Origin of the sequence: Parvimonas sp. M20, from assembly GCF_035282425.1 — a bacterium.
GTDB lineage: Bacteria > Bacillota > Clostridia > Tissierellales > Peptoniphilaceae > Parvimonas.
Window position 1 is genome coordinate 20,434 of the sequence record NZ_JAYKBQ010000015.1, and the last position, 13,827, is coordinate 34,260.

A 13,827-nucleotide genomic window follows, 5' to 3' on the forward strand; every position below is an offset into this window, starting at 1 on the left:
TTTAAGTTCAATATTAAATTTACTAAATATATATTAACATATTTGTAAAAAAATTTCAATAAATTAATAAAATTTTTAATTGTTAATAAAACTTTTAACTCATTATTATTTAATAATAAATATCCATGTATATCTCACTATTTTATAAATGATATTTTCTCATAAAAAAGACTATTGCAAGTTAATTTTACAATAGTCTTTCTTTATTATCTTTGTCTTTTTTTAGTTATTAAATACTTTCTAACTCTAAGAATTGTATATAACATATAAATAACAGTATATAATACTATTGACAGCATATGTTTTTCAGGTTTATGCATAAACAAAACCATTAAGTGAACATATATCAAGTAAAAAAATGGATATGCTAATTTTTGTAATTTTTTCCAATTTTTAGCTTTCATTTTATTTCTTACACATTTGAATGAAGTAATCATAAGTGGTAACATCATTGATATAAGAATTAAAGTTATTATTGTTGCTGTTTTAGTATATATATTCATTTTTTCTGAATTTGTAAAAAATTCAACAAAGTATCTTATTCCAAATGCTACGTTATGGCAAAGTGCAGCAAAACATCCTATAATTGACATTTCTCCTCTTATACTCATAAGTTTCCTAGTATATTTATTATGAGTTGTAATAACTCCTAGAAACATTACTATCATAAATGTTACTGTTGAGAATATTCCTCTTCTGAATATGTCCATAACATATTTTGTAAACCAAATTGGCATTTCCTTATAAAGCTTAGTTTCATAATATAAAACAACTGGAATTATCAATACATAAGTTGCCATATAAAATATAGTTGGATATTTTTTTATAATATTTGCAAATAAAACATAAAATAATGTTATTACAATTAATCCTATTATTAAATTCATCTACTCTTCCTTTTCATCATTTTTAAAATTTTGCTTTTCAGATGATTCATTAAATAGCTTTTTTAATTCATCGTTTAAACTTATTTTTGACAACTTATCATTAGCCATTTCGTTATTCTCAGTGGTTTTATCTACTGTAGAACTGTCAACATCTTTAATTTCTTTTTTCAAATCCATAACTTTTTCTGGTTTATTAGTATTATCCTTATCTTCGATACTTTTTCCATCTTTGGTTTCTACAGGATTTTTTTTAGATTCTTTCCAATCATCAATATTTGTTATTGTTATTTTAGAAATTTCTACCAGTTTTTTTGCACCCTCATAATCATTTTTTTGAATTAAATTTTCACAATATGCTCCAACTGATAATTTTTTGTTTTTAATAAGTGTACTTATTATACTATTATTTTCAATTTCTTTTTTTGAATCTAAATCTACAACTTTAATTCCAAACAAGTGAAAATCAGAATAAGGTATATTTAAAACAGGTGTTCCAGTAGTTGCCCAATCGGATTCATTTTCCAATTTATTAGAAATAAATAATGTTACTTTTAAATCATTTAGATTGAACCTATCTTCTAACTTATACTTTGTCTTATTTGATGTTAAGTTATATATTTTATATACAGGATATGGAACTATTTTTACTGAAATTTCCAATTCAAGTTTAGATCCATCATTAAAGCTTAATTTTATCTTTCCTTTTTGATCTCCAAGCTTTGATCTATCCGGTTCTTTTAACACTTCAATACGTGAAATATCTGCAGATCGAGATTTCAATTTTAAATCTCTATTTATAGCAAAATCTGAAAATGCACCCCATTTAACTGTTTCTGCAAATTTTTCCATATTTCCATATTTAGGGTCCTTTACTACTACGTTTACTATTTCATTTTTTATTTCAGGATACAAAATCTTAAATTCTTCTGCTTTATTTGGAGCAGTATCTTTTACTATAACATTAATTGATATATCCTTTGTACTCTTATCAGCAAATTCAAGCCTTACTTCCATTAAAGTACCCTTTTCATTTACTTCAGTTACATCAGCTTCTTCAAGAATCTCAATTTTAGTACCTTCTGGCAAATCATCAAAATGGTTTTTCAAATGACTTAATTTTACTTCTTTACCTTTAATTGTAATCAAATCTTTTGGTTTATAAACATATTTATCCGCCATAGAGGTAACTTTTTCTTTTACGATAACATCTATTTCTAGTTCTTTTTCACTACCATCATCAAATTTAAGTTTAATTAAAAGCTTTTGCGGTACTGTTTCATTTACTTTATTTACATCTACCGGTCTTAAAACTGAAATTTCAGTTCCATCTGGTAAATCTTTAAGAACACCTCTTATTTTACCTTCTGTTATTTCTGTTCCTTTTGATATAGTCAAAGTTTCAGGTGTTTCCTTGTATAAAAATGCTTTAGGAATCTTTCCTTCAACTTTTGTTTTGATACGGAAAGTATTATTGAATAACACACCTTTATACTTTTCAATAACATCTAATGTATATTCTCCATTAACAAAATCCGCGATTAAAGTCTTATTTTGCGCTTGTCTTAATGGAATTTCAATTTCTTCAGAAGACTTTTTATCTTTAGCAATTATCTTAAATTCAATTTCTTTGCCATTAAGTTTTTCAGCGACCTCTTTTGAAACAGTAATATTTTGAATAAAGTCTGTTGTGTTATGTCCCTTGGTATCATACCACTCAGAACCATCCTTAGCTTTTATCTTAATTCCAAAAATTTCAAAATTTTTATTCTTATTTTTGGATATAAGAATAGTGTTTAAAAATTTAAAACTTTTACTTTCTTCATGAACTACTTTAAGCCTTAATCCATCCGTTACACTATAGCCTAAGTTTTCTTTATTCAAAACTAATCCATCTTTAAGCTCTTTATTATATTCATCAACTACTTTTAATCCATATTTGTCAAAGTCAGAATATGAAACTGTAATTTTCTGATTATTTTTTTTATATATAGTAACTTTTAAATCTTTTAAATCAAGTTTATCACCTTCTTTATATGAAGTTTTAAAGTTACTATCATCAAGTCTCATATCATAAAAATCAAAGTTTTTAGCTTTTAACAATGCATTTTTAATAGATGTAGCGGTTCCTGTTGCAGTAAAAGTAGCACCACTTACTGCATCATAATCACTACCGTCATAACCTAGTTCTTCTCTGACATATGTTTTTAATAATGAAAATATTCTGTCATGAATATTTCTCTCTCCCTTTAAGTCTGATTGGTCTATAGTAAGTCTCCATTTACCAAAATTATGTTTTCCAATTACTTTATCCAATGCAGCTCTATAAACTTCTACTGTTTGTTCTTTACCACGTGCTTCTTCCATAACCTTGCTCGTTGCGTCTCTTAACACTTCAAATTTGTATATCAAGGATTCAAATTTTTGCATATTTTTAATTCTATTAATTATAGTATAAAATTTTTCTTGGAATATTCCACCATCATCTATATTTCCAGGCGATGTTACTCCTTTTAATCTATTTAATTCCTCTTTAACAAGCTCTACATTTTCAATTTTATTGTTCTTAATAGTAACTTTTACAGGGATAGGCTTATTGGATACAAATCCATAACTGTCACCATAGTAAACTCCGTCAGGATAATTTACATTTTTATCAAGATTTTTAACTTCCTCCGCTGATAAAAATTTATAACTTCCATCCACTTTAGAATTCACCAATACAGGAATTTCTACAATTTTTTTACTGTTATCCTTGAATACAAGTTCAACTACAATTTTCGTTTTACCTTCAGAACTTGTATCTGCATTACTTTTTACATTAATTTGTACATCTTCCGGTAACTTTTCTAATGCATCTCTTATCTTTTGTAATCCAATAGTTTCCCCTACATTTGCAATTATAGTCTTAGGAGAATAAATATATTTATCAGCATCACTTCCATTAGAATCAACTGCTTTTTCTAAAGCATTAACAACAGCATTTATAAAGCCTTTAGATGACGTTGTAGCCCCTGAAATTGTATCTATATTTGTAGATTGGTTTGAAATAATCCTATCTCCTAATATACTTGCTTTTTTATTATCAAAATATGATTCATCATCTTTATTTTTAATCAATTCTATTTTTGCTATTTTACCATTTTTGACAGTTACTTTAACCTCAATTGAATTTTTGTAATATCCATTTGACTTTCCAAAATAAACTCCGTTTTTTAAACCTTTAAAATATTTTTTTATTTGTTCAATTTCATGTCTATTTTGTCCTGGAATATTTTGTTCTGTTTCATCAGGTGAATTAATATCCAGATTATTATTACCGTTACTTGCCTTTCTTAAAGCATCTTTTACAGCATTTAATATTCCTCTACTTGAAACTGTTGCTCCTGACACCGTGTCAATACTCGTACTTCCGCTTATAACTTTATTAAGTACACTGGACGCCCAAGTAAAATATGGATAATCATCACTATGACTTATAACTCTTGCATCATAAATTACTCCATTTTTTATAGAAATAGAAACCTTGATTGGTCCATTATATCCACGTCCAACTCCAATAAATGTACCATCTTTAAGATTATTTCTATTAAATCCAACTTTACCCGCAACAGCTGAAGATTGTTTTGCTAACAATTTTGCCTTTTCTTTATCTCTTAGTTCTTGATTTTCCTTTTCAAGATCTTCAGCTACATCACTTGTTTTTGCTCCAGCTTGAACAAGTGCTTTGTAAACAGCTACTTTAATTGCATCAGAAGTAACCGTAGCTCCGGAAATTGAATCAACATTAAATGTATTTTTTTCTACAATAGTTTGTAAAATTTTCTTTGCCATTTCATAATATTCAGGTGTTTCATTATGCGAAAGCACTTCTACTGAAAAAATCTTACCTTCTTTAATTACAACTTTTACTGTTATAGGACCTTCATATCCCTCAGCACTAGCAGTATATTCTCCATCCTTCAATTCGTTTGGAGCCTTTACACTGTCAAGCTTTGTAGTTTCATTTGCTCTATGTTTTTGTCTATCAGAATAAACACTATTGTAAACAGTATAACCTATTCCTGCAGTTGTAATACAAAAAACAAATAAACTGGCAATAATACTATTTTTTTTCATAAATCCCTCCTGTATCTATTTTGTTATATTTATAAATTCGTCACTTATTTATAAATATAACAATACACGTTATCAATTTTACTAAAATTAATAACTTTTTTCAATAAAAAACACCAATTTTAATATAAAAATTTCTTATCAATTAATTTGATATAAGTATAAAATATCTTTATTTGCATATTTTTTCTGATTGCTTAATTGATTATATTTTAAAATCATTTTATATTTTAATATTTTTTATCAAATTTATTTGTTATTAAGTGTAATTATACTTAATTTATTATAGATTTTTATTTATTAATAATTTTAATTAAAAATTTAGCACAAAAAAGACATAGTTTCAATGAATTATTTGAAACTATGCCTTTTTTAATCAGCAACAATTATTTATTTTAAATTTTTTTGAACCAAAATATATATTAATATAGAATAGACAATTACTAAAAGTGTTTGTAAATCATAATATAAATTATTTTTTATAAAAGTATCATTTATAAATGTTAATACAAAATCAAATATCCCAAAAAATATAATATAGTTTGAAGATTTCTTTTGAGCTATTTCCCAATTTTCCTTATTCTTACTTGATTTTTTAGTTCTAAAACCATATATTCCCGAATCGAACTTTGGAGGAAATACCTTCATAATAATCCCTCCTGAGATAAATACGATTGCTACAATATAAATCATAATAAAACCTCCAATCTATATTATCAACATAAATTATATCTACTAATATCTAATCTTTTTTTGAAATAATTTCTTCCATATACATTGCTTTTGTTGATAAATGTGCATATTTATTATCTACAAATTTGACAATTAAAAATGCCAAAAACATCGTAAATAAACCAATGACGAATCCAATAAAATCAATTCCTTTTAAATTAGGGAGAGCTATATTGACCAATAATATTGAAAGGATAAACATTAAAATAGGAAATCCATATAAGAAAATGGAATATTTTAATACAATATTACTATCCACCCCTATTTTTACATAATCTCCAACCGAAACATTTAGTGTTTTTTTCATAACAATATGCATTGTTGGAGTTGGACATCCTCCACAAGTTTTGCAGGTTCCTTTACATCCACTTATTCTTGAAATTAAAACTTTACACTTATCTTCAGGCAAGATTTTTGTTACATATCCTACTTGTTCCATAATATCAAATCCTTTACTACTTCTGATGTAATAATTAGTCCCATAGTTGAAGGAATAAAGCTTATACTTGAAGGAGATGATTTTCTAATTTTATCAGATTCAATTATTTCTCCACTAGAAATTTCATCAGAGCAAACACATTTTAATTTTTTTACTCCTAGCTTTTTTAATTCTCTTCTCATTACCCTTGCAAGTGGACAACCTGTTGTTTTATAAATATCTATAATCTTAAATCTTGTAGGATCCAGTTTATTACCCGCTCCCATTGCACTAATTATATTTATATTATTTTCATAACAATATTTTATCAGATAAATTTTGGAAGTAATAGTATCTATCGCATCAACAACATAATCGTAATCTTTCAAATTAAAGTTTTCAACATTATTTTTATCTAGCTTTTCTTTAAATATATTCACTTTTATTTTAGAATTGATAAGTTCTATTCTATTCTTCATTTCATCTACTTTATATTTCCCAATATTATTTGACATTGCGTGAATTTGTCTATTTACATTAGTTATTTCAATAGTATCAAAATCTACCAGTGAAATTTCTCCTATTCCACATCTACAAAGCGATTCAACTGCAAAACTTCCTACTCCACCAATTCCAAATACAATAACTTTAGAATTTTTTAAAATTTCAAGTGAATCCTTCCCTATTAGACTTTCAGTTCTCGAATAAATATTATTTTCCAATTTTTAAATTTAACTCCTCAAGTTGTACTTCTGATACAATACATGGTGCATCTGTTAATAAATCAGATGCTGATTGTGTCTTTGGAAATGCTATTACATCCTTTATATTGTTTGTACCCGCTAACAGCATAATCAATCTATCAAGTCCAAATGCAAGACCTCCATGTGGTGGTGTTCCATATTTTAAAGCCTCAAGTAAAAATCCAAATTTTATTTCAGTTTCCTCTTTAGTAAGTCCTAAAGCTTTAAACATTCTATTTTGTAAATCAGAATTGTTAATTCTAATTGAACCTCCACCTAGTTCATCTCCGTTTATTACAATGTCGTATGCTTTTGCATAAACTTTTTCGGGATTGCTTTCCAAGTATTTAATATCTTCATCTTTCGGATGAGTAAAAGGATGATGTTTTGAAACATATCTTTTTTCTTCTTCGTCATATTCAAAAAGTGGAAAATCTACAATCCAGCATAAGTTATATTCATTAGGATTTAATAAATTCATTTCTTTTGCAATAACACATCTTAAAGCTCCTAGTGAATTTAAAACAATATCATTTTTATCTGCAAGCATTAAAATTAAATCATCATCTTTAGCGTCTACCTTTGTTTTTATATTAGAGATAATTTCTTCATTTAAAAACTTTGAAATAGAAGATGTAACTTCTCCATCAGTTATTTTTATCCAGAATAAATTTTTTGCACCATAATCTCTAATTGAGTCAATTAATTTATCAATTTTCTTTCTAGTATATTCCTTTGAATATTTTCCGATTGAAATTGCTCTTACACTCCCACCAGAAGCAATTGCATTTTTAAATAAATCAAATTCAACTTCCTTAACACAATCTGTAATATTTCTAATTTCAAAACCAAAACGTAAATCTGGTTTGTCACTTCCATATTTTTCCATTGCATCATCATATTTCATTCTTTTTATAGGTAATTCAATATCAATTCCTTTAATTTCCTTGAATAATTTTTTTAACATTCTTTCATTTACATCAATAACATCTTCAACATCAACAAAACTCATTTCAAGATCAACTTGAGTAAATTCAGGTTGTCTATTAGCTCTTAAATCCTCATCTCTAAAGCACTTAACTATTTGAAAATATCTATCCATTCCTGAAATCATTAAAAGTTGTTTCATAATTTGTGGAGATTGTGGAAGAGCATAAAAATTTCCCGGATTTACTCTAGATGGTACGAGATAATCTCTTGCTCCTTCAGGTGTAGGTTTATTAAGATATGGAGTTTCTATTTCCACAAAATTATTTTCAGTGTAAAAATCTCTGATAATCTTACATACTTTAGCTCTTAATTTTAAATTATTTTGTAAACTTTCTTTTCTTAAATCCAAAAATCTATATTTTAATCTTAAACTTTCAGAAACATTGTCGTCATCTTTAATATAAATTGGAGGAGTTTGAGCTATGTCTAAAACTACTAATTCACTTACTTCAACTTCAATATCTCCAGTAGGTATTTTTGAATTTTTACTTTCCCTTTCACTAATAACTCCTTTAACAGCTAAAACAAATTCTGATCTTATTTCTTTTGCACTATTAAAAACACTTTCTCCCAAAGTATCTCTCACAACTATTTGTGAAATTCCAGTAGTATCTCTTAAATCCATAAAAATTAATGAACCTAAATTTCTTTCCTTAGCAACCCAGCCCATCAAAATTACTTCTTTACCAATATCTTCTTTTCTTAAATTACCACACATATGCGTTCTTCTTAAATTTCCCATTTGTGCCATATTTTCCTCCTTATAAAAAAATCCCTGCAAAAATGCAGGGACGAATTAAATCCGCGGTACCACCCTAATTATAGGTATATCTCTTTATAATAATAGCTCCAGATTGTCCCATTTTGTATTAATTAGTAATTTTCACCAAATATTACCTCTCTAAAAATCTTAACAAAACTTTTCTCCTTCATAGCTTAATATATTAATTTCGATAATTATAACAATAAAATCATAAAAAGTCAACTAATTATATAAAATAAGAACTATACCCTTCCACGATGCTTTGCATCAGGTAGATTACTGGAACCATTGTTGTTTCACAATAAAAAAAGGAGTAACATTTATACAACCACTCCATTTTCTATTAATTTTTGTTTTCATCTGTAGATGAATGTTCCACATCATCTTCATCTTCAATTTCATCATCTTCGTCGATAAGTTCAACATCATCATCAGTATTTTTACTAAATAGATATCCACATCCCGCAATTACAACAAATATACATGCAACACTAGGATAAATCCAAAAATAAAATTTATCAGATAATTTAGGATATATCTTTGAGAAATTCTTTAAAATAGTAAAAAATGAATAATGATATCTGTTAGCTATACTTAATGAAGTGGCTATAATTTCAGCTAAAAACATTGAAGCACATGAAATTAGAATTGATATCACAACCCCAAGTTTTGTTAATTTTCTTGATAATAAAGTATACATAAAAATTGCACAATAAAGAGCAACAAATCCTGACCAAGAACTAAATACTCTAATCATAGTCAATCCTACATATATAGCAACTCCAGGTAAACTTCCAATTATTGCTCCTATCAGTCCTAATAAAATATTACCTTTTTTCATATTTTCTCCCTTCCATATTTATATTTTTAAAAATATTTCTAAAATATTTTAAAACTTTTTAATAATAACTTTTAATATATCTAATGCCTGTCTTGTTCTTAATAGAATAGAAACAATAGCATAAGTGAGTCCAGCAAATATCAGTGCAATTAAGAAACTTAAATTAGAAGACAATTTTATATTTAATAATATAAATATTATTTTTGATACAATCGCCATCGAAATAACCGAAATAAGAACTTTAATTCCATTATTGATAATTGCTCTAGACTTTATCTTTCCAATTTGTTTTTCCAGTTTAATATATAAATTTATAGCACCAAAAATAGTTGCAATACTTGAACCAAGTGCTAGGCCGTTAAGTCCCATAAATCTTGATAAAATTATTGACATGATTACATTTAAAATCACCATTTCAACAGAATTAATAAGTGGTATTCTAGTCATTTTTAGTGCATAAAAAGCATTAGAAAGCACATCTCTTATCCCTAATCCTATAAGTCCTATTGCATAATAAAATAAGACCCCCGAAACCAATATAACATCATTTTCATCGAATTTTCCTCTTTTAAATATCAAAGTTACTATTTCCTTGGAAAAAATTAGTATTCCTACACAAGCGGGTGTTACTAGATATATAATAGTTGAAAGAGTTTTAGCAATCTGTACTTTAAACTTTTGTTTTGATTCTATAGCTAGTTTACTAAGCGTAGGAAAAATAGATGTAACAATGGATACTACTAAAATTCCCCAAACAAACTCATTTAATTTAACTGAATAAGATAAAACAGAAATACCTCTCACGGAAATAAAAGATGCTAAATTTTTATCAATAAGTTGGTTTATTTGATTTACTGCAACTCCAAAAATAATAGGAAGTGCTAATACTAACATTCTCTTTATATTTTCATCTTTAAAATTAACAATAAATCTATGTTTATATCCTGTGCCCTTAATTGCGGGAATATATGGAATATATTGAAAAATTGTAGCAATTGCTACACCAATAGGTGCTAATATTGGATTTATTTTATAACTTATTATTAAAAATATAATAATAACAATATTATATATAAATCCTGTTGAACCTGGAACTACAAAATTCCCTTTTATATTTAAATATCCTTTTAAAATGGAATTTAAAAGTTGCGCAAGCATTCCAAGTATAGTAATTCTAGTAAAAGTAACAGATAATTCAAAAATTTCACCAGAATATCCCATTGCAAAAAGAAATACAATTTGTCTTGCAAAAATATAAGCAAAAATAGTTGCAAAAATAGAGATTATAAAAATTATATTTAAAATATTACTTGTAAATTTTTCAGATGTTATTCTTCCTTCTCTTTTTTCCAAAGAAGTATATGTCGGAATAAAATTAATTGAAATCCCAGACATAACAAATCCTAAAATAGTATATGGAACTAAAAGTGAAATTTGAAAAGCTGTTGCTATTTCACCTGTCCCATAAAAATAAGATAATAATACTTCTCTAAAAAAGCCTAATATTTTAGATAAAATATTTATAACCATGAGCAAAAATGCTGTATACCCCATAAAAATCTCCTATCATAAAAAAGGTCAAAAACATAAGTTTCTGACTTTAGTTTTTATATCTACTTGTTACTTTATCATTTAATCCATACCATATAAATATTCTTGATGTTTTATATAAATGTTCCATAAATACTTTATTTATATGATTATAAAGTTTCTCCAATTCTTTTTTTGTCAAAAATTTTTCTTTTTGTAAAACATAATAATTATTACCCTTAAATTCCAATTTTAACTGCTTTACAATATAATTGTTTAGATTAAAAATATATTCTTTTATTACATTTTCAAAAAAATCATTAGCTTTTTCTTCAAATTTTTTATTTAGATTATAATAATCTATAACATTATTTATAAGTCTATTTCTAAATCTATAATCTTTAGAAGTCAATTTCCTAACAATGAGTTTTTGCTTTCTACTAATTTTCAAATTAGGATAATTAACTAAAAAATAATTCTCTAATTCATTAGCAAAAACATTTGATTTCTTTCCATAAATATAAGAATCAACAGCCAATACAATTTCTAAACGATTAATATCATCATATACAAGTTTCTGAACAGCGCTTTTTATATATTCTCTATCTGATCTATTTTTATAAAATACGTCTAGACTTTTAGAAATCTTAGTAAAAATTGCTTGTCTAAATCTTACATTAAATCCACGTTGTTCTATTGAGAGTGAGGAAATAAATATATCAAAAGCAACCGAATCCTTTAAATACAAAAAATTGTATTCCAAAGCAATCTTAGTATCTTTATCTAATAAAGCATTCATTTTTTCCTCCCCCTTAATTTAAAAATTAATATATTTCACTAAAAAATATAGTTTTAAGCTATTTACACAGAAAAACTACAATATCGTTATTTATATTCCTTAAAAATTTTTTAAAAACTTCACTATGTTTAGAACTATAACTATTGGAAAGTCTTGTAACATCAACAGCAACTGTATTGAATTCGTGTTTTTCAATTTCAATTAAAATATTAGAAAAAATATCTTCTAAAAATTCTTCATCTTCTTCTTTTTCAATTTTTTGTGGAATTGAACAAAGTACAATATAAGTCGCTTTGAGATTAAATGCAGGAACAACTTTAAAATCTCCAGTTACTAAAGAACTTAATTTGCTAAAAACATCAAGTAGCCTATTTCCTGCTTTAGAGATTATTTCCATAGTATCTTCGTTTGAAAAGGAATTATCAACGAAATAAACTATGCAGTCAGATTCAATATCAAAAATACTTTCGCTAATTACTCTAATATCCATAACAAACCTCCAAAAGCATATAATAAAAATAGTACAACTATTATATATTTTTTTTTAGATTTAGTCAATAATTAGGAACACATAAAATTGATAATTTTATGATTATTATTTTTTAATTAATACAATGTTATGATATAATAATTGTATATAGTAAAATTACTTACTTTAACTAATGTATTTTAAAATAATAATCTTTAAATAATTTTAAAAAAGGAGAATTTATGAAAAACTCAGGAATAATTGCTGAATACAATCCATTTCATTTAGGACATAAATATCAAATAGATAAAATAAAAAATGAATTAAATGCCAATATAATTACAATAATGAGCGGAGATTTTGTTCAGCGTGGAGAATGTGCAATCTTAGACAAATATACAAGAGCTAAAATTGCAGTAAATAATGGAGTTGATCTCGTAATAGAACTTCCATTTTACTACAGTTTACAAAGTGCTGAAAATTTTGCAAAAGGTGGAATATCTATTCTAAATAAACTAAATATCATTGACTATCTTTGCTTTGGTTTTGAATGCGAAAAAAAAGAGGATACAATAGAAATTGCAAAATTCCAACTTAAATACAAAAATGAAATTGAAGAACTCTTAAACTATGAAATGAAACTTGGAAAAAGTTATGCAGTTGCATATAAAGATGCTTGTATAGAAATCAACAGAAAATATAAAGTTTTAGAAATACAAGATGACTTTTTTATTTCAAATAATATTCTATCAATTGAATATGTCAAAAACTTAATACTATCAAAATCTCAAATAACTCTATTTCCTATAAAAAGAAAGGGAAAAAATTATAATGATGAGGATTATAACTCAAAGGATCAATTAAGCGCTTCAGCAATAAGAAAAGCAATTTATGAAAATAATTTTGAAAAAATTGAAAACTTTATAGATAAAAGTACTTTTAATGAATTAAAAAATTCTGTAAAGAATAATATTTTACCGAATGAAAAAATTATTTTAGAAATTTTAAAATACAATATTTTAATAAATCAAATAAATCCTGAAAATATCGTAAATTACGAAAATGGAATCTTAAATTTAATTAAAAAAAATATTTATTCAGTAAACTCGATAGAAGAATTAGCAGAAAAAATACAAAGTAAAAGATATAAAAAAGTTAGAATAAAAAGATTTATTTACAATTATCTATTAAATATAAATAATAAAATAAAGGAAATATATTCTAAAGATATTGAATATATAACTATTTTAGGCTTTAATAAAAAAGGACAAGAACTGATTAAAGAAATTAAAAATAAAACTAATCTAGAAATTGTAACAACAAATAAAAGCACACAAAATCTATCGGATTTTCAAAAAAACAAATTTGAAATTGAACAAAATTCAAGAAAACTTTATAAGCTATTCACAAATAACAAAAATAAAACTGAGTTTATATCTTTTTTGCAAAAATAACTACCGAATTTTGATGTGAACCCCTAAATCCGGACAAAGGATTTGGGGGTTTTTGTATGTCAAAATATGATATAAAATTAAAAATAAA

Annotated in this window: 11 protein-coding genes; 1 reads left to right on the top strand and 10 read right to left on the bottom strand. The window is 25.5% G+C overall.

The genetic code is table 11. The annotated features are described in order from the left end of the window. Positions 1 to 206 precede the first annotated feature (206 nt). From VJI93_RS06700 to VJI93_RS06745, 10 genes are all read right to left on the bottom strand, one after another. Positions 207 to 887, bottom strand: coding sequence for a hypothetical protein (locus VJI93_RS06700; RefSeq protein WP_324000137.1), 681 nt, complete (start codon positions 885 to 887; stop codon positions 207 to 209). Then, positions 888 to 5,003, bottom strand: coding sequence for an FMN-binding protein (locus VJI93_RS06705; protein ID WP_324000138.1), 4,116 nt, complete (start codon positions 5,001 to 5,003; stop codon positions 888 to 890). It lies immediately after the preceding gene. A gap of 387 nt (positions 5,004 to 5,390) precedes the next feature. Continuing rightward, positions 5,391 to 5,693 (bottom strand): SdpI family protein, encoded by a 303-nt coding sequence (locus tag VJI93_RS06710; RefSeq protein ID WP_324000139.1) that lies wholly within the window; start codon positions 5,691 to 5,693, stop codon positions 5,391 to 5,393. Between the two features lie 49 nt (positions 5,694 to 5,742). Further along, entirely contained in the window at positions 5,743 to 6,171 is a 429-nt protein-coding gene (locus tag VJI93_RS06715) for a SoxR reducing system RseC family protein (RefSeq protein ID WP_324000140.1), read from the bottom strand. After that, positions 6,159 to 6,872 (bottom strand): tRNA threonylcarbamoyladenosine dehydratase, encoded by a 714-nt coding sequence (locus tag VJI93_RS06720; protein ID WP_324000141.1) that lies wholly within the window; start codon positions 6,870 to 6,872, stop codon positions 6,159 to 6,161. The genes VJI93_RS06715 and VJI93_RS06720 overlap by 13 nt, the downstream gene beginning before the upstream one ends. Then, a complete protein-coding gene (gene aspS, locus VJI93_RS06725) occupies positions 6,862 to 8,634 on the bottom strand; it encodes an aspartate--tRNA ligase (RefSeq protein WP_324000142.1) in 1,773 nt (590 codons plus the stop codon). The genes VJI93_RS06720 and aspS overlap by 11 nt, the downstream gene beginning before the upstream one ends. Before the next feature lie 355 nt (positions 8,635 to 8,989). Further along, positions 8,990 to 9,487, bottom strand: a complete 498-nt coding sequence (locus VJI93_RS06730; protein ID WP_324000143.1) for a hypothetical protein — start codon at positions 9,485 to 9,487, stop codon at positions 8,990 to 8,992. Between the two features lie 48 nt (positions 9,488 to 9,535). Continuing rightward, positions 9,536 to 11,041: a murein biosynthesis integral membrane protein MurJ gene (gene murJ / locus VJI93_RS06735; protein WP_324000145.1), complete on the bottom strand. Its 1,506-nt coding sequence runs from the start codon at positions 11,039 to 11,041 to the stop codon at positions 9,536 to 9,538. 46 nt (positions 11,042 to 11,087) lie between these two features. Further along, the gene (locus tag VJI93_RS06740; protein ID WP_324000147.1) at positions 11,088 to 11,816 is read right to left on the bottom strand and encodes a hypothetical protein; all 729 of its coding nucleotides are present in this window, start codon (positions 11,814 to 11,816) and stop codon (positions 11,088 to 11,090) included. 58 nt (positions 11,817 to 11,874) lie between these two features. Next, the gene (locus tag VJI93_RS06745; RefSeq protein WP_324000149.1) at positions 11,875 to 12,306 is read right to left on the bottom strand and encodes a macro domain-containing protein; all 432 of its coding nucleotides are present in this window, start codon (positions 12,304 to 12,306) and stop codon (positions 11,875 to 11,877) included. A gap of 221 nt (positions 12,307 to 12,527) precedes the next feature. Here VJI93_RS06745 and VJI93_RS06750 point away from each other — a divergent pair, with 221 nt between their 5' ends. Further along, positions 12,528 to 13,739: a tRNA(Met) cytidine acetate ligase gene (locus tag VJI93_RS06750; RefSeq protein WP_324000150.1), complete on the top strand. Its 1,212-nt coding sequence runs from the start codon at positions 12,528 to 12,530 to the stop codon at positions 13,737 to 13,739. Positions 13,740 to 13,827 lie beyond the last annotated feature (88 nt).

Bases quoted from the DNA above. Each gene is read 5' to 3' on its own strand.
- aspS (WP_324000142.1), bottom strand. From the start codon at position 8,634: ATGGCACAAATGGGAAATTTAAGAAGAACGCATATGTGTGGTAATTTA.
- VJI93_RS06730 (WP_324000143.1), bottom strand. From the start codon at position 9,487: ATGAAAAAAGGTAATATTTTATTAGGACTGATAGGAGCAATAATTGGA.
- VJI93_RS06705 (WP_324000138.1), bottom strand. From the start codon at position 5,003: ATGAAAAAAAATAGTATTATTGCCAGTTTATTTGTTTTTTGTATTACA.
- VJI93_RS06715 (WP_324000140.1), bottom strand. From the start codon at position 6,171: ATGGAACAAGTAGGATATGTAACAAAAATCTTGCCTGAAGATAAGTGT.
- VJI93_RS06710 (WP_324000139.1), bottom strand. From the start codon at position 5,693: ATGATTTATATTGTAGCAATCGTATTTATCTCAGGAGGGATTATTATG.
- VJI93_RS06745 (WP_324000149.1), bottom strand. From the start codon at position 12,306: ATGGATATTAGAGTAATTAGCGAAAGTATTTTTGATATTGAATCTGAC.
- VJI93_RS06700 (WP_324000137.1), bottom strand. From the start codon at position 887: ATGAATTTAATAATAGGATTAATTGTAATAACATTATTTTATGTTTTA.
- murJ (WP_324000145.1), bottom strand. From the start codon at position 11,041: ATGGGGTATACAGCATTTTTGCTCATGGTTATAAATATTTTATCTAAA.
- VJI93_RS06740 (WP_324000147.1), bottom strand. From the start codon at position 11,816: ATGAATGCTTTATTAGATAAAGATACTAAGATTGCTTTGGAATACAAT.
- VJI93_RS06750 (WP_324000150.1), top strand. From the start codon at position 12,528: ATGAAAAACTCAGGAATAATTGCTGAATACAATCCATTTCATTTAGGA.